This window comes from Streptomyces venezuelae, assembly GCF_008642375.1.
Taxonomy (GTDB): domain Bacteria; phylum Actinomycetota; class Actinomycetes; order Streptomycetales; family Streptomycetaceae; genus Streptomyces; species Streptomyces venezuelae_G.
The window spans coordinates 7,691,163-7,711,732 of record NZ_CP029194.1; the positions used below are offsets into that span (position 1 = coordinate 7,691,163).

Genomic DNA, 20,570 nt, shown 5'->3' on the forward strand with positions numbered 1-20,570 from the left:
CTTCACGGTCGTGGGTCTCCTCCCACTGGTGGGTCGACGGCGGGACCGGCCGCCCGGCCGGTCGTCGCCAGGGAGTGGCGCAGGGTCGTGCGGGCCCTGTGCAGGCGTGACTTCATCGCGGCCCCGCTCAGGCCGAGCGCGTCGGCGACGGTCCTGCCGGGCAGGCCCTGGATGTCCCGCATGATCAGGACCTGCCGCTGGTCACGGGGGAGGGCGCCGACCGCGGCGGCGATCCGCTCCACCTCCAGCCTGTGCAGCACCGACTCCTCGGCGGACGGCCCCTCGGGTGCCTCCGGTTCGCCCTGTGCCCCTTCGCGCCGCGCGGCGAGCAGCCGTACCTGCCGGAGGCATTCGTTCCGGACGATCCGGAACATCCAGGACGCGAGCGCGCCCGTCGCCCGCAGGGTGCCGATCTTCCGGTAGAGGATGATCAGCGCCTCCTGCGCGGCGTCCTCCGCGTCCTGCGGGGAGGCGCAGAGCGACAGGGCGAACTTGCGCACGTGCGGTTGCGACTGCACGACGACGGTGGTGAGCGAGGTGACGTCGCCGTCCTGGGCGGCCTTGATCAGCCGCTCGTCCGGCCAGGTGAAGCGTCGGTTCATGTCCTACTCATAACTCATGCTCGGTGGACGGCCCGTGGTGCGGGGCCGGTCAGCCCCGGCTCCTGTAGCGGCGCGTCAGGTGCCAGCTGCACGCGCCCACGAGCACGACTCCGAGTGCGACGAGTGCGATGACCGTCATGGTGTGTCTCCTCCTGGTTCACACCGGCCCGTGCGGCCGGTACACGCACATAGGAGGCGGGGAGGTCCGGAAAGGATTCACCTCTCTTCCGCTCGCTTCCGCAAGACGGGCGGACCGGCCGCTCCAGGTGTGGTGTTCGGCCAGACTTCCTTCCCTACCAGGTGAGTTGGGAATGTTGCGCGAAGGTCGTCCGTTGTCGCGGGCATGACTGCGTCCCACAGCGAATTCATCCGTGGCACGGCCCGGGGATCGGCCCCCGTCCCGCTGTCCGTACTCGACCTCGCGGCCGTCGGCGAGGGCACCACGGCCCGGGAGGCGCTCCAGGCCTCGGCCCGGCTGGCCCGACTCGCCGAGGCCCGCGGCCTGCTCCGGTACTGGGTGGCCGAACACCACTCCATGCCGGGCATCTCCAGCAGCAGCCCGGCCGTCGTCCTCGCCCACCTGGCGGCCCAGACCCGTACCCTCCGGCTCGGCTCCGGCGGCGTGATGCTGCCCAACCACGCCCCGCTCGTGGTCGCCGAGCAGTTCGGCACCCTGGAGGCGCTCGCGCCGGGGCGCATCGACCTCGGCCTCGGCCGTGCGCCCGGCACCGACGGCGCCACCGCGGCGGCGCTGCGGCGGGCCGGCGGCGCGGAGACCGACGACTTCCCGGCCGAGGTGGCCGAGCTCATCCGCTTCCTCCGCGACGACTTCCCCGACGGTCACCCCTACCGACGCATCCACGCCGTGCCCGGGCCCGTACAGGGCGAGGTGGGGCAGCCGCAGGTGTGGCTGCTCGGCTCCTCGGGCTTCTCCGCCCGCCTCGCCGGCCGACTGGGCCTGCCGTTCGCCTTCGCCCACCACTTCTCCGCGCGCAACACGCTCCCGGCGCTCGAGCTGTACCGGTCGAGCTTCCGGCCCTCCGCGACCCTGGCCGAGCCGTACGTCGTGCTCGGCGTCTTCGCCTTCGCCGGGGACGACGCCGAGGAGGCGCGGCGGCAGGCACTCACCGGGGCGCTCGCCACGGTACGGCTGCGCAGCGGCCGGCCGGGGCTTGTCCCGACACCCGAGGAGGCCGACCGGCACGTCTTCACCGAACAGGAGCGCGCGGTCCTCGGCACCTGGCTCGACAACGCCCTGTACGGCACGGCCGACGAGGTCAGGGCCGGCCTGGACGAGCTCCAGAAGCGGACCGGCGCGGACGAGCTGATGCTCGCCATGAACTCGCACGGCCCCGACTTCCGCGTGCGTTCCTACGAACTCATAGCCGACGCCTACGGGTTGCCGGCCGACGCGGCGACGGACTGACGCGACGGCGGGCGGACACGACGACGCCGGGCCGGTGCGGCGGCCCGGCGTCGCGGTCCGCTCAGGACCCCGCCGCCACCGTGACCCGCCAGCCGTCGTCCGCGAGCCGGCGGCGGACCGCCTCGGCCGTGGGGGCGGGCGCCGCGAGCAGGGCCGAGAGCTCCGTGTCCGCGGCGGACCAGGTCAGACGGATGCCGTCCGCGTCGATGCCCGAGCCCTCCGCGGCGTCGAGCAGCCGGTCGACCTCACCGGGCCCGCCGTCGAGCGGGACCGCGAGCGTCACCCGCTCCACGGCGGCCCGGCCCCCCGGCTCGTACACCGCCTCCCAGCCCTCCCGGCCCCGCTCCAACAGGTCCGCGAGCGAGGCCAGGGCCTCCTCCGACTCGGGACCGGACACCTCGAGGGCGTTCAGCGCGCGGGTCAGCGCCTCCAGGTCCTTGCGCAGGTCGCCGAGGATCTCCGCGATGGCCGGGCCGTTGGACCGGACGATGTCCGTCCACAGCGTCGGAGCGCCCCCGGCGACGCGGATGACGTCCCGTACCCCCTGCCCTGCCAGGGCGAGGGCCTCCCGGGACGCCCCGCCGAGGCGCGCCGCCATCAGCGTCGCCACGAGGTGCGGAGCGTGGGAGACGAGGGCCACCGCCCGGTCGTGCACGCCCGGCTCCATCACCAGGGGCACGGCACCGCACAGCGCGACGGCGGCGAGCACCCGGTTCAGCGTGCCCGATGAGGTCTCGGGGCCGGGGGCCAGGACCCAGGTGCGCCCCTCGAAGAGTCCGGCACGGGCCGCCAGCGGGCCGGACCGCTCGCTTCCCGCCATGGGATGGCCGCCCACATAGCTCGGACGGTGCACCCCCGTGTGCGAGACGGCCAGCGCCGTCGCCGACTTGACGCTCGCCACATCGGTGTACGCGTGGGCGAGGCCACGGCGCTGCTGGTCCGCGAGGACCTGCGCCACCCGCGTCGGCGGTACGGCGACGACGGCCAGGTCGACCGGTTCGGGAGGCGGGCCGAAGACGCCGGCGCCGCGCGCCGCGGCCACCCGCGCCGCCGACTCGTCGGCGTCGAGCAGATGGACGTGGACGCCGCGGCGGGTCAGCGCGAGTCCCACGGACGTGCCGATCAGCCCGGTCCCCACCACTGCCGCAGTGCGAATCACTGTTCCCCCTCATGGCCGGATTCTCCGTCGCAGTCTGACCGCAACCGGGTGCCCGGTTCTCGGCCGACCGCGCACGGCAAGTACCGCATCAGCGCACTTCGGGCGTTCGCGAACGCGACAGAGCGCATGCGCGGGGACAGCACCGTCGCCCGGCGGCGACCCATAACTTGCTGTCGCCAAGGGGCCGTCAGCGAACGAAGGAGGAACACCGTGGAACTCGATCTGCGCACGGTGATGCGGCACTTCGCCACCGGCGTCGGGGTGGTGAGCACCTGGACCGAGACCCCCGGCGTCCCGGACGGGCGTCGCCACGACGCCATCACGGTCAACTCGCTCGTCCCCGTCTCCTTCGAGCCCCCGCTCGTGTCGCTCTCCCTGCGCCACGGGTCGGCCTTCCTCACCGACCTCCTCGCCTCCGGCCGGTGGGGCGTGTCGATCCTGGCCGCGGACGGCGCGGAGACCGCCCGCCGTCTGGCCGGTTCACGGGAGAGCCGGACGGAGGCGCTGGCCGCCCTGCCCGCCGTCCCGGGGCCGCACACCGGTGCCCTCCTCTTCGACGGGCCCGGCTGGTTGGAGTGCGCGCTCGCCGACTCGTTCACCGTCGGCGACCACCTCATGGTGATCGGCACCGTGCTGGCCACCGGGGTGCGCGCACCGCAGGACCCCCTGGTGTTCCTGCACGGGGCGCTCACCCCGGCCACCGGCCTGTGATCCGGCCCCGGCCCACCAGAGGGACCAGGGAGACCAGAGGGACCAGGGAGATCAGAGAGACCAGGGAGACCACCATGACCGAACAGCCCAGGGCCGTCGACACACCCTCCACCCCGCCGACGACGGCGAGCCCCGCACTGCGCAAGGCGCTGGACGCGGCCGCCCGCATCCTCGGCGAGGACCGGGTGCTGCGCCCCGGGAGCGACGAGCCGCCGAGCCGGCTCCTCGGCCCCAACGCAAGCCTCTTCCGCGCCCGCCGGATCGCGGCCGTCCTGCGGCCCGCCACCGTCGGACAGGTCCCCGAGCTCGTCGAACTCTTCACCAGGGAACCCGAGTCGGGCAGCCTCCATGTCGTCAGCACCGGCCGCAACTGGGGCCTGGGCTCCCGCGAACCGGCCGACGACGACGTCGTCGTCCTCGACCTCGGCGGTCTCGACCGGGTCCGCGAGCTCGACCTGGAGGCCGGCTGGGCCGTCGTCGAGCCCGGGGTCACCCAGGGCCACCTCTCCCGGCTCCTCGCCCACACCCCGCGGCTCGTCAACGTCACGGTCTCCGCCGCCGCCACCAGCGTCCTCGGCAACGCCCTGGACCGCGGCGTCGGCCTGCGCGGCCAGCGCACCGACGACCTCGCGGGCCTGGAGGTGGTGCTGCCGGACGGCGAGACCGTACGGGTCGGCTGGTGGCCCACGAAGGACCGCACCGCACCGGTCTACCCGCACGGCCTGGGCCCGTCGCCGCTGCCGCTCTTCGTCCAGTCCTCCCTCGGCGTGGTCACGGCCGCGGTGATCCGGCTGGCCCCCAGGCCCGAGGCCCTGAGCGTGGTCCGGCTCGACTTCCCGCAGTCCGCGCTGAGCGCGGCGACCGACGCGGTGCGCCGCTGGGTCGCCCAGGGCCTCACACGGGGCGTCCCGAGGATCTACGATCCGGCGGCGGGCCGCTCGTACGGCGGCTCCGAGGGCGAGTTCCTGGTGCACCTCCCCGTCGACGGCACGGCCGAGGCCGTGGAGGCCCTCACCGGCATCCTGACCGCCGAAGCCCGCCGCTCGGGCCTGTTCACCCAGGTCACGGCCACCGAGGCCATCGACCCCGGCCACCCGAACCACGAGGTCGCCCGGCTCGTGGAGCGCGGCTACGCCGGCGACCCCGACATCGCCGACGTCCTCTTCCGGGCCAAGATGGGCGTGTCCGCGGACCGCGTCGACGCGGAGGCCGGGTTCGTCTTCTTCCTGCCGCTGCTGCCGTTCACCGGCACCGACGTCTCCCGCGCGGACGGACTGCTGCGGGAAGCGGCCGCCGCGACCGGCACCCGCCTCTCGGCGACACTGCACCTCCTCGGCCCCGACCTCATCGACTGCGTGGTGGCGATGAAGTTCCCCCGCGAGGGGGACGCGCCCGAGCGGGCCCACCGTGCCCTCGACCTGCTCCACACCTCGTTCGCCGACGCCGGCTTCGCGCCGTACCGGCTGGACGTCGACCACTCCCACCGGCGCGACGCCCTCGCCGCCGACCCCGGAGCCCTCGCCCTGACCCGTCGGCTCAAAGCCGTATTCGACCCCAACAACGCCATCGCGCCGGGACGTTACCGCTGACCGCGGAAGCCCACCGGACACCAGTGAGACAGGGGACTACAGCACATGGTCACTTCACAGGAGGTCGCCGCCCGGCGTCCCGAGCCCGCCCGGCCGACCACCCCGGAGGAGCTCCTCAGGCGCGCCGAGGACCTCGTCCCGGTGCTGCGGGGCCTCTCCGACGACATCGAGCGGGCCCGCAGGCTGCCCGACACCGTCGTGGAGAAGCTGCGCGACGCGGGCGTCTTCCGCATGGGCGTGCCCACCGAACAGGGCGGCCCGGGCCTCGACTCCGTCCAGCAGACGGAGGTGGTGGAGACCCTCGCCCGCGGCGACGCCTCCGCCGCCTGGTGCGCCATGATCGGCATGGACACACCCCTCTACGCCCAGTTCCTGCCCGAGTCCGTCGCCCGGGAGGAGCTCAGCGACCCCGACGCCATCACCGCCGGACTGATCCTGCCGCTCGGCCGGGCCGAGCGGGTGCCCGGCGGCTACCGGGTCACCGGACGCTGGGGGTTCGGCAGCGGCATCACCCACGCCGACTGGGTCGTGGCCGGCTGCTTCGTCCACCGGGACGGGCAGCCCGAGCCCGGACCCGACGGCTCGCCCCGGCACTGGCGCATCATGCTGGCCCGCCGCGACGAGTTCGAGGTCCTCGACACCTGGCACACCACCGGCCTCGCCGGCAGCGGCAGCAACGACTACCAGGCGACGGAGCTCTTCGTCCCCGAGGAGCACTCCTTCAGCCTCGGCGCCCCGCGCGTCGAGGGCCCGCACTCCACGGCGGAGGCGATCCTGCGCAACATGCCCGGCGTGCCGCTCGGCGTGGCCCGGGCCGCGCTCGACCACGTACGGGAACTGGCCGCCGGCCGCGTCGACCGCGCCGCCGCCACACCCTGGGCCGACACCTACCGCGTACAGATGACCATCGCCGAGGCCGAGATGGAGCTCGGCGCGGCCCGGCACGCCGTCTACGGCAGCCTGCGCAGGCAGGCGGAGATCCTGGAGAAGGGCGGCGAGATCGGCCGCGACGCCCGGGTGGACACCGTCCTCGCGCGCGTCAACGCCTTCCGGGTCGCCCGGACCATCGTCACCCGGCTGTACGACCTCGTGGCGACCACCGCCGTCTACCGGCCCTCGCCGCTGGACCGCTGGCTGCGCGACCTGACGACGATGCGCCAGCACGTGATCGCACAGGACCAGGTGCTCCAGTCGGCCGGCGCGCACCTGCTCGGCGGCACCCCGTCCAACCCCTTCAGCCTGGGCATCGTGGCATGAGCGGACACCCGCGCGCGGACCGGGCCGAGCTGAGCGGAGGGCCGCTGCCGGCGCCGTCGGCCGGCACGCTCGGCGAGGCGCTGCGGCGTGCCGCACGCGGTCCGCACGGTGTCGTCGTGATCGACGGTACGGGCACGCCCGCCCACAGGTCGTACGCCGAGCTGTACGCGGACGCGGCACGGACGGCGGCGGACCTCGCCGCCGCGGGTGCGCGGCCCGGCGCGCGGGTGATCCTGCGCACGAACCGCACCGGCGACCTGCTCACCGCCTTCTGGGCGTGCGTGCTCGGCGGGCTCGTCCCGCTGCCCGTGTCGTACGGCTCCGGCGCCGACGGGCTCGCCGAGGCGGCCGAGGCCGTCGGGGAGGCGTGGCTGCTCGGTGACGAGCCGCCCGGCCCGCGCCCGCGGGGGCTGCGCCCGCTCTACAAGGGGCCCCGTCCGTCCACCGGATCCCGTGAGCCGGTCGCGGCGCGGCCCGACGATCCGGCGGTCCTCACCCTGACCTCGGGCAGCGGCGGCCGACCCAAGGCCGTACCGCTGACCCACCGCCAGGTGCTCGCCAGGGCCCACGGCACCGCGCTCGTGCGGGGCCTCGGCCCGGACACCCGCAGCCTCAACCGGATGCCGCTCGACCATGTCAGCGGGATCGTCATGTTCCACGTACGGGACGTCTACCTCGGCTGCCACCAGGTGCACGCCGACGCCGCCTGGGTCCGCGCCGACCCGCTGCGCTGGCTCGACGTGGCCGAGGCCGAGCGGATCGACACGACCTGGGCGCCCAACCGCGTCCTCGCGCTCCTCGTCGACCGGCTCGCCGAAGTACCCGACCGGTCCTGGGACCTGAGCCGCCTGCGGTACGTGATGAACGGCGGCGAGGCGGTGAAGGACCGTGTCGTACGGCGGTTCGTCGAGTCGCTCGCCCCCCACGGGCTGCCGGCCACCGCCGTGCACCCCGGGTGGGGCATGCCGGAGACGGCCTCCGGTGTCGTCGACGGCGTCTTCCGCCCCGCCGACGGACCGCCCCGCCGCCACGTACCGGTGGGGACGCCGCAGCCCGGCGTGTCCGTACGGGTCGTGGACGAGGCGGGCCGGGTGGTGCCGGCCGGGGTCGTGGGCCGGCTCCAGATCACCGGGGAACCGGTCGCGGCCACGTACCTCGTGGGCGGGGAGGCGCGCCCGGCCCCGCTCTCGGCCGACGGCTGGCTCGTCACCGACGACCTGGCCTTCGTGGCGGACGGCGAACTCACCGTCACCGGCCGGGCCGACGGCCTCGTCGAGACCGTCGGCGGACGGTGGCACGGCCACGAGATCGAGGACGCCGTCGAGGAACTCCCGTGCGTGCTCCCGTCCTTCACCGTCGCCCGCCGGCTCGCCGCGGCCAGCGAGGAAGCCGCCGCCACCGGCCCCGCCGGGCTCGCGGTGCTCTTCCGGCCCCGGCCGGGGGTCTCGCCGGACGAGGCGGCGGAGCGGGTACGCGAGCGGGTGCGACGGCGCTTCGGGGCCGACCCGGTGCACGTCGAGGTCCTGAGCGCGGACGAGGCGCCCAGGACCCCCACCGGAAAGCTCCGGCTCCCGGCCTTCGCCTCCGCTCGGCACGGCACAGCGGGCGGCGCACGTTCCCCCCACCGAGAGGCCTGACATGTCCCTGGACCTGACCGCGACCATGCGCACCTTCGCCACCGGCATCTGCGTCGTGACCACCTACGAGGAGGAGGGGGACCGGCGGCGCCACGACGCCGTGGCCGTCCGTTCCTTCACCTCCGTCTCCCTGGACCCACCGCTCGTCTCCCTCGCCGTCCCCCGCGACTCCGAGGTCCTCGCGACCCTGCTCACGGCCAAGGTCTGGGCGGTGTCGATCCTCGACGTCGCCGGCATCGACATGGCCGAGGCCCTGGACGGCGACCGGGAGACCCGGGCCCGGGCCCTGCTCACCTGCACGGCCATACCCGGGGAGCGCACCGGGGCGCTGGTCCTCGACGCACCCGGCTGGCTCGAGTGCACCCTGTACGACCGCCACGACACCGGCGACCACACGGTCCTGATCGGGGAGGTGCTGGCCACCGGCGGCCGGTACCGGCGGCCCCCGCTCGTGTTCGTCAACGGCGGCCCGCGCGCGCTCTCCGAAGCCTGACCCGGCCCCGGCCCCCGCTCCCGCCGGCCGTCCCGCCCGCCCGACCGCATCCACCCCGAACTCCCAGGAGAAACAGTGAAATTCGGCATCTGGCTCGACTTCCGCAACCCGGCCGGACGGCGGCCCTGGACCGACGTCTACGAGGAGACGCTGTCGCTGGCCACCGACGCCGAGACCCTCGGGTTCGAGTCCGTCTGGCTGTCCGAGCACCACCTCACCGACGACGGCTACCTGCCGTCCCTGTTCCCCGCGCTCGCCGCGATCGCCGCCCGCACGAGCCGGGTCCGGCTCGGCACCGCCATGGTCCTCGCCGGCCTCACCCATCCGCTGCGGCTCGCCGAGGACGCGGCCGTCACCGACCTGCTCTCCGGCGGCCGGCTGGAGCTCGGCATCGCCCCCGGCTACCGGGAGAAGGAGTTCGAGGCCCTCGGCCTCGACCGGGCCAGGCGGGGCGCGCGTACCGAGGAGACCGTGGAGATCCTCCGCCGTGCCTGGACCGGTGAACCGTTCTCGTACGCCGGGAACCACTTCGCCTTCGACGACGTGGTCGTCACCCCCGTCCCGCAGAGCCCGCCGCCCGTGTGGATCGGCGGCGGCAGCGAGGCCGCGGCGCGGCGGGCGGGCCGCCACGGGCTGCGCTTCCTGCCCGACCTCGGCACCCCGCCGGAGATCCTCGACCTGTACCGGCGCACCCTCGCCGAGCACGGGCACGACCCGGCCGCCTTCGCCCTCACGGCCATCGTCACCCCGGGCGTCTACGTGTGCGAGGACGCCGAGGAGGGCTGGCAGGAGATCAGGGAGCACTACTGGTACCTGCTGAACAAGTTCCAGGAGTGGTTCGGCAACCCCGGGCTGCCGTCCGTGGACGACCTGCCGCGCGAACTGTTCCTGGTGGGCCCGCCGGACGTGGTCGCCGAGGGGCTGCGCGACCGGATCAAGCCGCTGGGCGACGTCGAGCGCGTCATCTTCTTCGGCCGTGCGCCGGGGCTGCCCGCCGACCGGGCCCGCCGCTCCCTCGAACTGTTCTCCGAGCACGTCCTGCCGCAGTTCGCCTGACAGTCCGCCCGAGCGCGCCGGCCGACGGCCGCTCCCGCGCGCCCGACCCCAGAAGGAGCAAGGAGCACCATGTCAGACATCGCCATCGTCGGCGCAGGCATCTCGGGCCTGCACCTCGCCCTGCGACTCCAGCAGGCGGGAGTGGCCACGACGGTCTACGCCGAGCGCAGCACCGAGGACCTCGCGGCGGGGCGCCCGCTGAGCCTCCCCGTCCGCTTCGGGCGGACCCGCGACCGGGAGCGCGAACTGGGCGTCTCGCACTGGGAGGGGGGCGACCACGACACCCTCGGCGTCCGCCTCGTGGCGCGCGGGGCGGGGATCGGCTTCCTCGGCCGCCTCGACGCCCCCGCGAGCGGCGTCGACCTGCGCCTCTACCTGCCCACGCTCACCGCCGACTACCTGGAGCGCGGCGGCAAGGTGGTCGTGCTGCGGCCCGACGCCGCCGAGATCGAGCGGATCTCCCGCGACCACGACCTGGTCGTGGTGGCGACCGGGCGGGCCGCCACCACCGGCCTGTTCCCGCGCGACCCGGAGCGCTCGCCGTACACGGCGCCCCAGCGCGTCCTCACCGCCGGCCTCTTCCACGGCATCGCGCCCGTCGACCCTGGCCACATCCACTTCCAGGTCTCCGAGGCGGGCGAGATCTTCTCCACCCGCATCCTGACCGCCGAAGGACCCGTGCACGGCATCGTCGTGGAGGGCCATCCGGGCGGAGCCCTGGAGCAGCTCGCCTCCTACGACCACGCCGAGGACCCCGCCGGCTTCGAGAAGACCCTCCTGTCGCTCGTCGCCGAGTACGCGCCGGACCTGCGCGAGCGCATCTCCGACCGGGAGTTCGGGATCCGCCGCCCCGGCGACGTGATCCAGGGCGGCCTCACCCCGGTGGTGCGCCGCGGCTGGGCCGCGCTCGACTCCGGCAGGATCGCGCTGGCCCTCGGGGACGCCTGGATCGTCAACGACCCGCTCGCCGGGCAGGGCGCCAACCTCGGCTCCCGCATCGCCTTCGAGATCGCCGAACTCATCGTCGCCGGCGGACCGTTCGACGAGGCCTTCGCCGAGCGGGCGGCCGAGCGCCTGTGGCGGATCGCCGAACCGGTCGTCGCCTGGTCGAACCTGAACGTCGCGCCTCCGGTCGAGCACCTGGGCGGGATCTTCGTGACCGCCACGGACGACCAGCGCGTCGCCGACGCGTTCGTCGCCAACTTCAACCACCCGGCCGACATGTGGGAGGCCGTCAGGACACCGGACGCCACGCGGGCCTGGCTGGACAGGATCACCGGGGCCGGGTGACGGAAGACCGTCCGGCGGAGGGAAGCGCGCACGGCCGGGCCGTGCGCGCTTCCCTTCGTCCTTCCGCGTTACGCGGCGACCAGCGGGCCCGTCCGGGGGCTCCAGACGGACATCGCCATGTCCACCAGCTCGTGCAGTTGCGCGCGTTCGGCCCCGTCCCGCGCCTGCAGCGAGAGGCCGTTGAGGAACGTGGTGTAGAAGGCGGCGATCCGGTCGGTGTCCGTGCCCTCGGCGAGCTCCCCGCCCGCCACGGCGGCGTCCAGCCGGGACATGAGGGTGGACTTGGTCCGGGCCCGGCAGCGCAGCGCGAAGTCCCGCACGGATTCGTGGTCCGTGGTGCAGCTGCTCGCGGCGTGCACGATCATGCAGCCGCGCGGCCGGTCGGCGGCGGTGAAGCGGTCGACGCTTCCGTGCAGGAGCGCGGCGACGGCTTCGCGCACGGTCGGGGCCTCGTCCATGGCGCGGCGCGAGGACTCCGCCTCGGTGCGCTCGTAGAGCTCGATGGCCTCGCGGAACAACTGCTCCTTGTTCTTGAAGGCGGCGTACAGGCTGGGCGGGTTGATGCCCATCGCGGCGCTCAGGTCGGTGGTCGACGTGGTGGCGTACCCGCGTTCCCAGAAGACGAGCATCGCCGTGTGCAGTGCGGCGTCCCGGTCGAAGCTGCGGGGGCGTCCGGTGCGGGCCACATGTCCTCCTTGACGGCCGATCAGCCGGTCGATAGCCTCTTCTGTAGAGGTTAGTACAGAAGTGGTGTTGTCCGCTGCCCCCGGTACGGGAAATACGCGGTCACTCCGTCCTGCCCTCGTCCTTCCCCTCGACTCTACGGTCGGTCCGACAAGGAGATCCAGTTCATGACTATCGCGGACGACGCCACGGCGGACGGCGCGTTACCCGGTACGAGCGACCCCGAACCCCGCGTGCGGTGGGGCCTGCGGGAATGGCTGATGCTCGTGGTGGTGTGCGGGGCGTTCTCCCTCGACGCGCTCGACAACATCATGGTCGGCATCGCCACCCCCCAGATCAAGGACGAGTTCGGCATGAGCACGTCCGCCGCCCAGTGGGTGGTGAGCGCGTACGTCCTCGGCTTCGGCGGCTTCCTCCTGCTCGGCGGCCGGATGTCCGACCTCCTCGGCAGGCGGCGGGTCTTCCTGGTCGGCCTCACCGTCCTCGCGGCCGGCTCCCTCCTCGGAGGGCTGGCGAACAGCGGCCTCCTGGTCATCGTCGGCCGGCTCGTGATGGGCATCGGCGCCGCACTGACCGCCCCCTCCGCCCTCTCGATCGTCGTCGGGAACTTCCCCGAGGGACCGCAGCGCAACCGCGCCCTCGGCATCTACACGGCCTGCGGCGCCATCGGGTACTCGATCGGCGTGGTCGTCGGCGGCGCCCTCACCCAGGCCAGCTGGCGCTGGACCTTCGTGCTCGGCGTACCGGTGGCGATCGCCGCCCTGATCGGAGCCCTGATCCTGGTCCCCAAGGACCCGGCGCACGACGGCTCCAAGCGGCACTTCGACGCCGCGGGCGCCATCACGGTCACCGCCGCGATGCTGCTCCTCGTCTACGGCATCGTCCAGGCCCCGTCCTCGGGCTGGTTCTCCGGCGTCACCCTCGGCGTCCTCGCCGCCGCCGCCCTGCTGCTCGCCGCCTTCGTGGCGATCGAGTCCCGCAGCCCGCAGCCGCTGCTGCGGCTCGGTCTGCTCCGCAACAAGTCGCTGGTGGGCGCCAGTCTCATCGCCGCGGCGATCCTCGGCACCTACATGAGCTACCAGTTCATCGGCAGCCTCTACCTCCAGTCCTACCGGGGCTGGTCCCCGCTGGAGATGGCCTTCGCCTTCCTGCCGATCGGCCTCATGATCCTCACCTTCGCGCCCCGCGCGGGGAAGTGGCTCGGCCGTACCGGACTGCGCTGGCCGGTCTTCGGCGGCATGTTCGCCTACACCGTCGCCTTCCTGCTCTTCCTGCGGGTGGGCGAGGGCTCCTCGTACTGGTTCGTCATCCTGCCGAGCATGGTCCTCATCGGTGTCGGCTTCCCCTTCGCCTTCACCGCGGCCAACGTCGCGGCCACCTCGGGCGTCGACGAGTCCGAGCAGGGCCTCGCCGCGGGCATCCTGCAGACCGGCTACCAGGTGGGTGCCGCGGTGGTGCTCGCCGTCGTGACCGTACGGATGGGCGGCGAGGACAGTCCCTCGCACGCCGAGTCGCTCACCGGGTACCACCAGGGCATCTGGGTGATCGTCCTGATCGCCGCGGTCTCGGCCTTCTCGGTCCCGATCGCCGCGGCGGCGGCCCGGCGGAAGGCCGGCAGCTCCTCGAAGGCCGGCTCCCCGGAGGTCGGTTCCGCGGAGGCCGGTTCCGCCGGTGCGGGCAACGCGGAGAAGGCGGACGGCCGTACGGCCGAGTCCGCCGGCCGGTCCGGGCGCTGACCCGGGCCGGGGCGGACCGACGGTGACCGGTCGTCGGTGGCCGGTCACCGGTGCGCGAGAGGCCGCTCCCCCCCACGGGGGAGCGGCCTCTCGCGCCTGTCACGGACCGGCCGGCCCGGCCGGGGTCACTCGTCGAGCAGGTCCGGCTGCTCGTGCACGATCTCGTCCCAGAGCAGCTGGAAGCTGAACCAGCCGAGGTGGCGGTCCCCGAAGCCGTCGCGGGCCGCCTCGGCCTGTTCGTGGCTCATCGGCTTCACCTCCCCGGCGGCGGACGCGAGCAACTGCACCTGGGCGGCGGCCTCGTACGTGAAGAACCAGTGCACGGCCTCGTCGACCGAGCCGCCGACGGTGATCAGGCCGTGGTGCCGCAGCAGGATCGCCCGCTTGTCGCCGAGCCGGTCGGCGATGTCCTCGCCCTGCGCGAGGCTGATGGACGGGCCCTCGTAGTCGCTGTAGAGGACCTGGTCGCCGTAGAAGGCGGCGGACTCCTGGTCGAGCGGTTCGAGGAGCCTGCCGAGCGCGCCGAGCGCCCGCGAGTGCGGGGTGTGGCCGTGCGCGGCCGCGACGGCCCCGGGGTGGGCGCGGTGGATGGCGGAGTGGATCACGAAGGCGCTGGGGTTGAGCCGGTGGCGGCCCTCGACGACACGGCCCTCGGAGTTCACCAGGATCAGGTCGCGGACCCTCACCCGGCTGAAGGGGACGCCGAAGGGGTTGACCCAGAACAGGTCGTCGCCCTCGGGGTCCCGCACCGATATGTGTCCCGAAACGCCTTCCCCGTACCCGTACTTGCCGAACAGCCGCAGCGCGGCGGTCAGACGCTGCTTGCGGTGCCTGCGGTCGTCCTCGACGGAGGTGAAGACGGGCTCGGTGGGCATGGGCAGGCCGGTGTGGGTGTCGGCCAGGTAGCCGGCGCGTTCCTGCTGCTCCTTCCGTTCCTGCTGCTCCTGCCGTTCCTGCGTGGCGATGTCAGTCATGCGGGGGCTCCTCGTCGTGTGGGGCGGCCGGATTCCGGCCGGGCGTGGGGGCGGTCGAGAGGGGGGGAGTGGGCCGTACCGCGTCACAGGGCGCGGACCGGGTCCGCGGACCCGACGGGCGTGCGGGCCGCCTCCGCGTGGACGGCATCCGCTATGTCGACGGCCCGGTCCACCAGGGAGGGCACGCCGAAGGTGAAGAAGAGCGATCCGGAGGCGAGGTCGCCGAGGACGTGGATCCGCCGGTCGGTCTCACCGGCGGCGAGCAGCCCGCTGGTCGACCGGGCGACGTGCACGCCGCCGCGCGGATGCCGGACGGCGAGTCCCCTGCGGGCCAGGGCGTCGACGAGCGCCGACGCCCCGCGCGGTACGCGGTGCGAGGCGGGGCTGACGGCGTTGACGACGACGTCGGCGTCCTGGACGCCCGCGTCGCCGACCAGGCGGAAGCCGCCCGCGGGCCGGGCGGCGATCCGCTCGACGCCGCGGACGATCCGCAGCAGGCCCCGGTCGGCCCGGTCGAGCAGCGTCGCCGCGCTGGCCGGCGGCATGGGGCAGCACAGGCTCATCACGGTCCGGTAGTGGTCCCGCAGCAGCCGGGTCCGTTCGTGCTCGGGCAGCAGCGGCCAGACGTCGGGGCCCGTGTCAGGGACGGCGTGCTGGAGGAGCCGCAGGCCCGGGTCGGCGCCGTCCACGAGCCCGAACTGGCGCCGCAGCCGCTCGACGGGGTCCTCGGTGCCCGTCGTGGCGACCTCGGCCGCGACGGAGTCGAGCGACGACCCGGCGTCCGCGAGTTCGGCGCCCATGAGGGCGACCACGTCGGCGACGGAGAGCCGCTCGCCCCGCGCCGCCATCGCGCGGAAGCGCGCGGCGGTGAAGTGGCGCGGGTGGCGCTCCACCGGCCGCTGGCGGACGCTCGGCAGCACCCCGCGCCGGGAGGCCATGAGGATCTCGCCGGTGTGTCCGGCGGCGGTCAGGTGCAGCACCACGTCCACGGCGGTCAGCCCGCTGCCGACCACGACGACCCGGTCCCGCTCGCCGATGCCGGCGAGCCGCCACGCCACCGGGTACGGATCGGCGACGAAACCCGGCGTGCCGGTCAGCCCGTGCGGGTCGGCCGGCTCCCCGGTGCCCACGCAGAGCACCGCGTGGTCGACGGCGTACGGAGTGCGGTCGGCGGTACGGGCGACGAGGGCGCCGTCCTCGCGCGCCAGATCGACCACGGCGGCCCGGACCAGGCGGATGGCGCAGCCGCGGGCGGCGAGCCGGTTCAGCGCGCTGCGGGCGCACTGTTCCAGGTAGTCGCCGTACAGGGCACGAGGAGGGAAGGTGATGCCCGACCGGGCGTCGACGTGGTCGGCGCCCGGGCCCAGGACCACGGCCCGCGCTTCCAGCCACCGGGTGAAGTGCTCCGGGTCGCCGGCCCGCACGGTCATGTCCTCGGGCGGGGCGTTCACCCGCAGGGTCGCCGCGTCGGGTTGGTAGGCACGGCCCCGCCACAGGTGCGGGGAGGGGTCGAACACCGTGACCGACTCGGGAATTGCGTCGCGCTGGCTCAAAGTGTCGAGCAGGCATACGGCGGAGGCGCCGCCTCCGATGATGCCGATTCTCGCAGGAAACAACATTCGAGCGAACCCCGTTCAATGGCGCGGATGATGTCCGTTCTTTTACCGAGGGAATACCGATCGGAACAGGTGCGGAAAGAAATGCGGAAGGCATGGACCGGAGCATCGGGAGAACCGAACCGCAAAACCTGTGAAATCGGTCCCCAGTCTCCTGGCTTCCCGTCGGCGCCGTTGGCGCGAACACGCATGCGGCATAACGGGTTTGCGCACGCTCGTTCGGCGTGCGCGCCGGTACGGGAAGGGAGTCGGAAAACGGGAAGGGTGGGGGAGAGGGTGTCAGTGGGGCGGGCGGGACACCCGTTAGGGGAGTCCGCCCGCCGACTGGCGGCGCCACTCGCGGGGGGCCACCCCGTAGCGCTCGCGGAACAGCTTGCTGAAGTGCGACGCGCTGTCGAGGCCCCAGCGCTCCGCGATGCCGGCCACCGTCAGATGGGCGGTGCGCGGGTCGGAGAGGTCGTCCCGGCAGCGGCGCAGCCGCTCGTTGCGGATCCACAGGGCGGGACTGCTGTCCTCGTCCTGGAACAGCAGCTGGAGATAGCGCAGGGAGATCTTGTGCGTCCTGGCCAGGAGACGGGGGCTCAGCTCGGAGCAGCCGAGGCGGGCACGGGCGAAGGTCTTGATCCGGTGGAGCAGGGCGCGGCGGGCCAGGACGGGGTCGGGCACCGCCTCGCCGAGCTTCTCCGAGCAGACGGCGCCGACCAGGCTGGCGACGCTGCTGCCCAGGTGGTCCGCTATCGCCGGGTCGAGCCGCGACATGTTCCGCGCGGCGCTGCGGAGCAGGTCGGCGAGGAGCACGCTGGCCCCTTCGGAGCCGGACCAGGTGGCCGCGCGCAGCGGATGCTCGGCCCCGGCCCTGAGGTCGACCAGCTGGTGGTCGAACTTCACGGTGACCATGTGGATGGGCTGGCGCATCCAGAGCGAGAAGGGGAGCGAGCTGTCGTAGCAGAAGAGGTTGCCGGCCCGGGCGACGGCCGTGAGGTCGCCCTGGCGGACGCGGACCTCTCCGTCCAGGACGCAGACGAGGTAGAGGGGTGCGGTCGCCGCCTTGGTGGCGAGCAGCGCGGTGCGCTCCACGGCGTGCGGCCCGGCCTGGACCTCGGCGAGCTGCACGGTGCCGAAGGTGCCCGTGGCGATGGCCCCTTCGAAGTGGCCGGGTTCGGTGCGGTAGACGCGCAGCGGACCGCAGGTGTCCGTGACGAGATCACCCCAGGCGTGGAATCCCCGCTGCAGATCGGATTCCCCCGTACGCAGGGTGCGCACCGGTCCGGGCGGATCGAGCAGGACCGTGCTCATGTGAATCGTCCAGGTGCCGCCGAAAGAGATATGCACTTGCCCTGGGGATCGCGGGGCATGGAGTTCTCCTTTCCTGAGGACCGATACCGGCTCTCTTCACAGATGCTCCTCATCCTGCTGCATCGGCTCGCACGCCCGGCAGTTGGATTTGCGTCAGCGCAGCTCGAACAAGGATTCCTGCTTCGTGTATATCCACGAGAAGGGGATGCGACCTGTGTCGCGCTGTGTAGTTCATGGAACATTCACGAAGGCCGGGTCGTCCCGGACATGGCCGAAGCCCCGTCGGTGCCTGACCGAAGGGGCCCTTGCTTTCCTGCCCGGGGCGTACGGGCACGTCCCGGGCGCACTCGGGGCGTGATCCCGGGCCCTCCCGGGGCGCGGAGTCCGGAAAGGATGCTTTGACGGCGGGGGCGCGCGTGCGCCCGGACAGGACCTAGCCCGCCACCGGCACGCCGCCGTGCACGACCTCGCGCTCCCAACCGTCCCGCGGCTGGGTGTGCAGGCGCCAGTAGTGCTCCGCGATGTCGTCCGGGTCGTACGCCGTCCCGGGCGCCACGGCCCCCGGAACGGTCACCGACGCCACGTGGACCCCGGCCGGACCGTACTGCGCGTCGAGCAGGTCGACCAGGGTCCGCACACCGAATTTCCCGAGACCCAGGCTCACGTAGCCCGGGTCGATCCGGGGCATTCCGCCCGTGACCAGGATCGTTCCGCTGCCCCGCTCGGCCATGCCCGGGGCCACGTGGCTCGCGGTGGTGAGCGCGCCCACCACGTTCACGGCCCAGGCCTCCAACTGCCCCCGCGCGTCGAGCTCCCCGGGGCCGTCGCGCCGGATGAGCGCGGCGTTGTACACGGCGGCGTCGACCGGTCCGAGCTCCTCCCCGACCGTGTCGAGGGCGGCCCGCAGCCCCGCCTCGTCCGTGCTGTCGGCCGTCAGGGCCAGCACCCTGCCGCCGTCCCGCCCGATCTCCCCGGCGACCCGGGCCACGGTCTCCTTCCTCCGCGCGATCACGGCGACGGAGTACCCCTCACGGGCGAACCGCGAGGCCACGGCCTTCCCGATCCCCGGCCCGGCACCGACCACGACTGCTGTGGACACCACAACTCCCTTGTTCCCGTGAATGGTTACGGGGGGAGCGTACGAGGATCCCGGCCCCCGACCGGGCCGCCCACGCGCGCGCACCGCTCGCGCGAGCGCAGGCCGGACACGGAGCGTGACGACAGCCGGGACGCGGCCGCCACCGCTCATCGCACCGTTCGAATGTGCACCCGTCGGCGCCGCACGAACCGGTCGACAGCGCGCCCGTCACCGCCTCTCGCGCGGTGTGCGTGTCGGTGTCCCCGCTACCGTTCCTCCCGCAGGGCGAGGACGTACGCCGCGGTCAGCGCGACGGAGGGGTCCTCGTCGCGCGCGAGCTCCGCGAGGGCGCGGGCCGCCGTGGCTCCCGGGATGTCCGCGAGGGCCTGCGCCAGCCGACGGCGTGCGGGCGCCCCGGCGCCGGCGTGGCCGAGGCGGTCGACGAGTCCGGCGGCGATCCCGTCCGCCGAGCCGGGACGGCTCGCCAGCGCGCTCAGCGCGTCGGCCGCGTCCACGTCGTTCGTCTCCTCGACGATCATGTCGATGAGCACCGGGACCGCCTCGGCCAGACCACGGGCCCCCAGCGCCAGCGCCGCGTGCCCCCGGACCACCACGTCGGGATGCGCGAGCGCCTCGCGCAGCAGGGCGGTCGCCTCCTCGTCCGGGAACTCGGCGAGGGAGCGCACGGCCCGCTCCCGTACCTCGGCCGCCGGTGAGTCGAGACCCTCCGCGAGGAGCGCCGGTCCGCCCTCGGCCCCGTGCGCCAGCGCCCAGCGGAGGGCTCCGGCGACCACCGGGTCGGGCTCGCCCAGCGCCGCCTCGACCAGCGCCTCCACGGGAACCGGTTCGCCCGGGCCCGAGGACAGGGCCGCGCGCTGCCGGGTGCCGGCGCTCTTCGAGCCCAGCGCCTGGAGGAGGGCGACGGTCCGCAGGACGTCCTCCCAGCCGGCGGGTTCGGCGGCCCCGATCCGGTGGAGCCGCGTCAGCAGCTCCGTCTCGGCCGCGACGCGCTCCCGCGCCTGGCGGATGAGGTCGTCGACGAGCTCCGAGGGAGTGAAGCCGGGATCGTCGAGCGCCCGCCCGACCTCACGCAGCGACAGCCCCAGCGAGCGCAGGCTCTCGATGTGGAAGATCCGCCGGATGTCCTCGTCCGCGTACTCGCGATAGCCGCCGTCGGTGCGCCCCGTCGGCCGCACCAGGCCGAGCGACTCGTAGTGCCGCAGCATGCGGGCGCTGACCCCGGACCGTCGTGCCACCTCACCGATCAACACCGTCTGCTCACTCCTCCCGGCCGGTCGTGCCGAGGGCCACGATGCGCTTCGCCTCCTCGATCGCGAAATCGAATCCGGCATCCGGGTCGCGCGCCAGCCGTTCCGTGGCGATCGCGTGCCGGCGCCGCTCCGGGTCCGGATGGCCCGTCGCGGCACGCAGCGTCGACGCGGCCGCCTCGCCGAGCGCGATCAGCGCCCGGCTGAGGCTCAACCGCGTCTCGCGTCCGCCGCGCCCGAGCTGTGTGCCCAGCACTCCGGCCAGCTCGGCCTCCTGCCCTTCGGGCACGAGCGCGACCGCCGCCCGCCAGGCGCTCCGCGCGACCTCGTCGTCGGCGTCGGCCAGCAGCGCCCGGGTGATCGCCGGCCATGCCCGCCGGTCCCCGATCTTGGAGAGTGTGTGGAGCGCCTGGCTCCTCGCCTGGCCGTGCTCCGAGCGGAGTTCGCCGACGAGCCCGGGGACCGTCGCGGCCGCCGGATGGCGGGTGAGCGCCCAGGTGAGCATCTCGCGGACGGAGAAGTCGGGCTCGACCGCGCTCCGTCCGATGAGCGCGTCCACGCACCACGGGTCGGGGCTCGTCCCCACCTCCAGCGCCGCCCGCAGCCGTACGGACGGGCTGTCGTGCTCCAGCCCTCGTAGGACTCGGGTCGTGCGTGCGGCGTCTTTCCGCTCGGTCATCGTGACCACCTCCTCGGCC

Annotated in this window: 18 protein-coding genes; 9 read left to right on the forward strand and 9 right to left on the reverse strand. The window is 73.9% G+C overall.

Annotated elements, in window-relative coordinates:
* Positions 1-2: 2 nt before the first annotated feature.
* The gene (locus tag DEJ46_RS35060) at positions 3-602 is read right to left on the reverse strand and encodes an RNA polymerase sigma factor (RefSeq protein ID WP_150272868.1); all 600 of its coding nucleotides are present in this window, start codon (positions 600-602) and stop codon (positions 3-5) included.
* Positions 603-945: 343 nt separating this feature from the next.
* On the opposite strand from DEJ46_RS35060, the gene DEJ46_RS35065 reads away from it, so the two are divergent.
* A complete protein-coding gene (locus DEJ46_RS35065) occupies positions 946-2,028 on the forward strand; it encodes an LLM class flavin-dependent oxidoreductase (RefSeq protein ID WP_150272870.1) in 1,083 nt (360 codons plus the stop codon).
* A 61-nt stretch (positions 2,029-2,089) separates the two neighbouring features.
* On the opposite strand, the gene DEJ46_RS35070 is transcribed toward DEJ46_RS35065, so the two are convergent.
* Positions 2,090-3,187 (reverse strand): prephenate dehydrogenase, encoded by a 1,098-nt coding sequence (locus DEJ46_RS35070; RefSeq protein ID WP_150272872.1) that lies wholly within the window; start codon positions 3,185-3,187, stop codon positions 2,090-2,092.
* Positions 3,188-3,397: 210 nt separating this feature from the next.
* Between DEJ46_RS35070 and DEJ46_RS35075 the strand changes: the two genes are divergently transcribed.
* From DEJ46_RS35075 to DEJ46_RS35105, 7 genes are all read left to right on the forward strand, one after another.
* Complete coding sequence (locus DEJ46_RS35075; RefSeq protein ID WP_150272874.1) at positions 3,398-3,898, forward strand: flavin reductase family protein; 501 nt, start codon at positions 3,398-3,400, stop codon at positions 3,896-3,898.
* 74 nt (positions 3,899-3,972) lie between these two features.
* On the forward strand, positions 3,973-5,487 hold the full coding sequence (locus DEJ46_RS39380; protein ID WP_190623048.1) for an FAD-binding oxidoreductase: 1,515 nt from the start codon (positions 3,973-3,975) through the stop codon (positions 5,485-5,487).
* 45 nt (positions 5,488-5,532) lie between these two features.
* Complete coding sequence (locus tag DEJ46_RS35085; RefSeq protein ID WP_150272875.1) at positions 5,533-6,744, forward strand: acyl-CoA dehydrogenase family protein; 1,212 nt, start codon at positions 5,533-5,535, stop codon at positions 6,742-6,744.
* A complete protein-coding gene (locus DEJ46_RS35090; protein WP_150272878.1) occupies positions 6,741-8,381 on the forward strand; it encodes an AMP-binding protein in 1,641 nt (546 codons plus the stop codon). Before DEJ46_RS35085 ends, DEJ46_RS35090 begins: the two co-directional genes overlap by 4 nt.
* 1 nt (position 8,382) lies before the next feature.
* Positions 8,383-8,874, forward strand: coding sequence for a flavin reductase family protein (locus DEJ46_RS35095; RefSeq protein WP_150272879.1), 492 nt, complete (start codon positions 8,383-8,385; stop codon positions 8,872-8,874).
* Positions 8,875-8,949: 75 nt separating this feature from the next.
* Entirely contained in the window at positions 8,950-9,930 is a 981-nt protein-coding gene (locus DEJ46_RS35100) for an LLM class flavin-dependent oxidoreductase (RefSeq protein ID WP_190623049.1), read from the forward strand.
* Between the two features lie 69 nt (positions 9,931-9,999).
* On the forward strand, positions 10,000-11,220 hold the full coding sequence (locus DEJ46_RS35105) for a styrene monooxygenase/indole monooxygenase family protein (protein ID WP_150272882.1): 1,221 nt from the start codon (positions 10,000-10,002) through the stop codon (positions 11,218-11,220).
* Positions 11,221-11,288: 68 nt separating this feature from the next.
* Here DEJ46_RS35105 and DEJ46_RS35110 read toward each other — a convergent pair whose 3' ends face one another.
* On the reverse strand, positions 11,289-11,906 hold the full coding sequence (locus DEJ46_RS35110; protein WP_150272884.1) for a TetR/AcrR family transcriptional regulator: 618 nt from the start codon (positions 11,904-11,906) through the stop codon (positions 11,289-11,291).
* Between the two features lie 165 nt (positions 11,907-12,071).
* Between DEJ46_RS35110 and DEJ46_RS35115 the strand changes: the two genes are divergently transcribed.
* Positions 12,072-13,640, forward strand: a complete 1,569-nt coding sequence (locus DEJ46_RS35115; RefSeq protein ID WP_150272886.1) for an MFS transporter — start codon at positions 12,072-12,074, stop codon at positions 13,638-13,640.
* 125 nt (positions 13,641-13,765) lie between these two features.
* Here DEJ46_RS35115 and DEJ46_RS35120 read toward each other — a convergent pair whose 3' ends face one another.
* From DEJ46_RS35120 to DEJ46_RS35145, 6 genes are all read right to left on the reverse strand, one after another.
* Entirely contained in the window at positions 13,766-14,614 is an 849-nt protein-coding gene (locus tag DEJ46_RS35120) for a class II aldolase/adducin family protein (RefSeq protein WP_150272888.1), read from the reverse strand.
* Between the two features lie 83 nt (positions 14,615-14,697).
* Positions 14,698-16,233 (reverse strand): FAD/NAD(P)-binding protein, encoded by a 1,536-nt coding sequence (locus DEJ46_RS35125; protein WP_150272890.1) that lies wholly within the window; start codon positions 16,231-16,233, stop codon positions 14,698-14,700.
* Positions 16,234-16,533: 300 nt separating this feature from the next.
* On the reverse strand, positions 16,534-17,526 hold the full coding sequence (locus tag DEJ46_RS35130) for a helix-turn-helix domain-containing protein (protein ID WP_150272891.1): 993 nt from the start codon (positions 17,524-17,526) through the stop codon (positions 16,534-16,536).
* Positions 17,527-17,959: 433 nt separating this feature from the next.
* Complete coding sequence (locus DEJ46_RS35135) at positions 17,960-18,625, reverse strand: SDR family NAD(P)-dependent oxidoreductase (RefSeq protein ID WP_223835331.1); 666 nt, start codon at positions 18,623-18,625, stop codon at positions 17,960-17,962.
* A gap of 245 nt (positions 18,626-18,870) precedes the next feature.
* Positions 18,871-19,875 (reverse strand): HEAT repeat domain-containing protein, encoded by a 1,005-nt coding sequence (locus tag DEJ46_RS35140; RefSeq protein ID WP_150272894.1) that lies wholly within the window; start codon positions 19,873-19,875, stop codon positions 18,871-18,873.
* A gap of 7 nt (positions 19,876-19,882) precedes the next feature.
* Positions 19,883-20,551 (reverse strand): HEAT repeat domain-containing protein, encoded by a 669-nt coding sequence (locus DEJ46_RS35145; RefSeq protein ID WP_150272896.1) that lies wholly within the window; start codon positions 20,549-20,551, stop codon positions 19,883-19,885.
* Positions 20,552-20,570 lie beyond the last annotated feature (19 nt).

Excerpts from the sequence above, each read along its gene's own strand:
- DEJ46_RS35060 (WP_150272868.1), bottom strand. The coding sequence starts at position 602 with ATGAACCGACGCTTCACCTGGCCGGACGAGCGGCTGATCAAGGCCGCC.
- DEJ46_RS35065 (WP_150272870.1), top strand. The coding sequence starts at position 946 with ATGACTGCGTCCCACAGCGAATTCATCCGTGGCACGGCCCGGGGATCG.
- DEJ46_RS39380 (WP_190623048.1), top strand. The coding sequence starts at position 3,973 with ATGACCGAACAGCCCAGGGCCGTCGACACACCCTCCACCCCGCCGACG.
- DEJ46_RS35085 (WP_150272875.1), top strand. The coding sequence starts at position 5,533 with ATGGTCACTTCACAGGAGGTCGCCGCCCGGCGTCCCGAGCCCGCCCGG.
- DEJ46_RS35090 (WP_150272878.1), top strand. The coding sequence starts at position 6,741 with ATGAGCGGACACCCGCGCGCGGACCGGGCCGAGCTGAGCGGAGGGCCG.
- DEJ46_RS35095 (WP_150272879.1), top strand. The coding sequence starts at position 8,383 with ATGTCCCTGGACCTGACCGCGACCATGCGCACCTTCGCCACCGGCATC.
- DEJ46_RS35105 (WP_150272882.1), top strand. The coding sequence starts at position 10,000 with ATGTCAGACATCGCCATCGTCGGCGCAGGCATCTCGGGCCTGCACCTC.
- DEJ46_RS35115 (WP_150272886.1), top strand. The coding sequence starts at position 12,072 with ATGACTATCGCGGACGACGCCACGGCGGACGGCGCGTTACCCGGTACG.
- DEJ46_RS35120 (WP_150272888.1), bottom strand. The coding sequence starts at position 14,614 with ATGACTGACATCGCCACGCAGGAACGGCAGGAGCAGCAGGAACGGAAG.
- DEJ46_RS35125 (WP_150272890.1), bottom strand. The coding sequence starts at position 16,233 with ATGTTGTTTCCTGCGAGAATCGGCATCATCGGAGGCGGCGCCTCCGCC.
- DEJ46_RS35130 (WP_150272891.1), bottom strand. The coding sequence starts at position 17,526 with ATGAGCACGGTCCTGCTCGATCCGCCCGGACCGGTGCGCACCCTGCGT.
- DEJ46_RS35145 (WP_150272896.1), bottom strand. The coding sequence starts at position 20,551 with ATGACCGAGCGGAAAGACGCCGCACGCACGACCCGAGTCCTACGAGGG.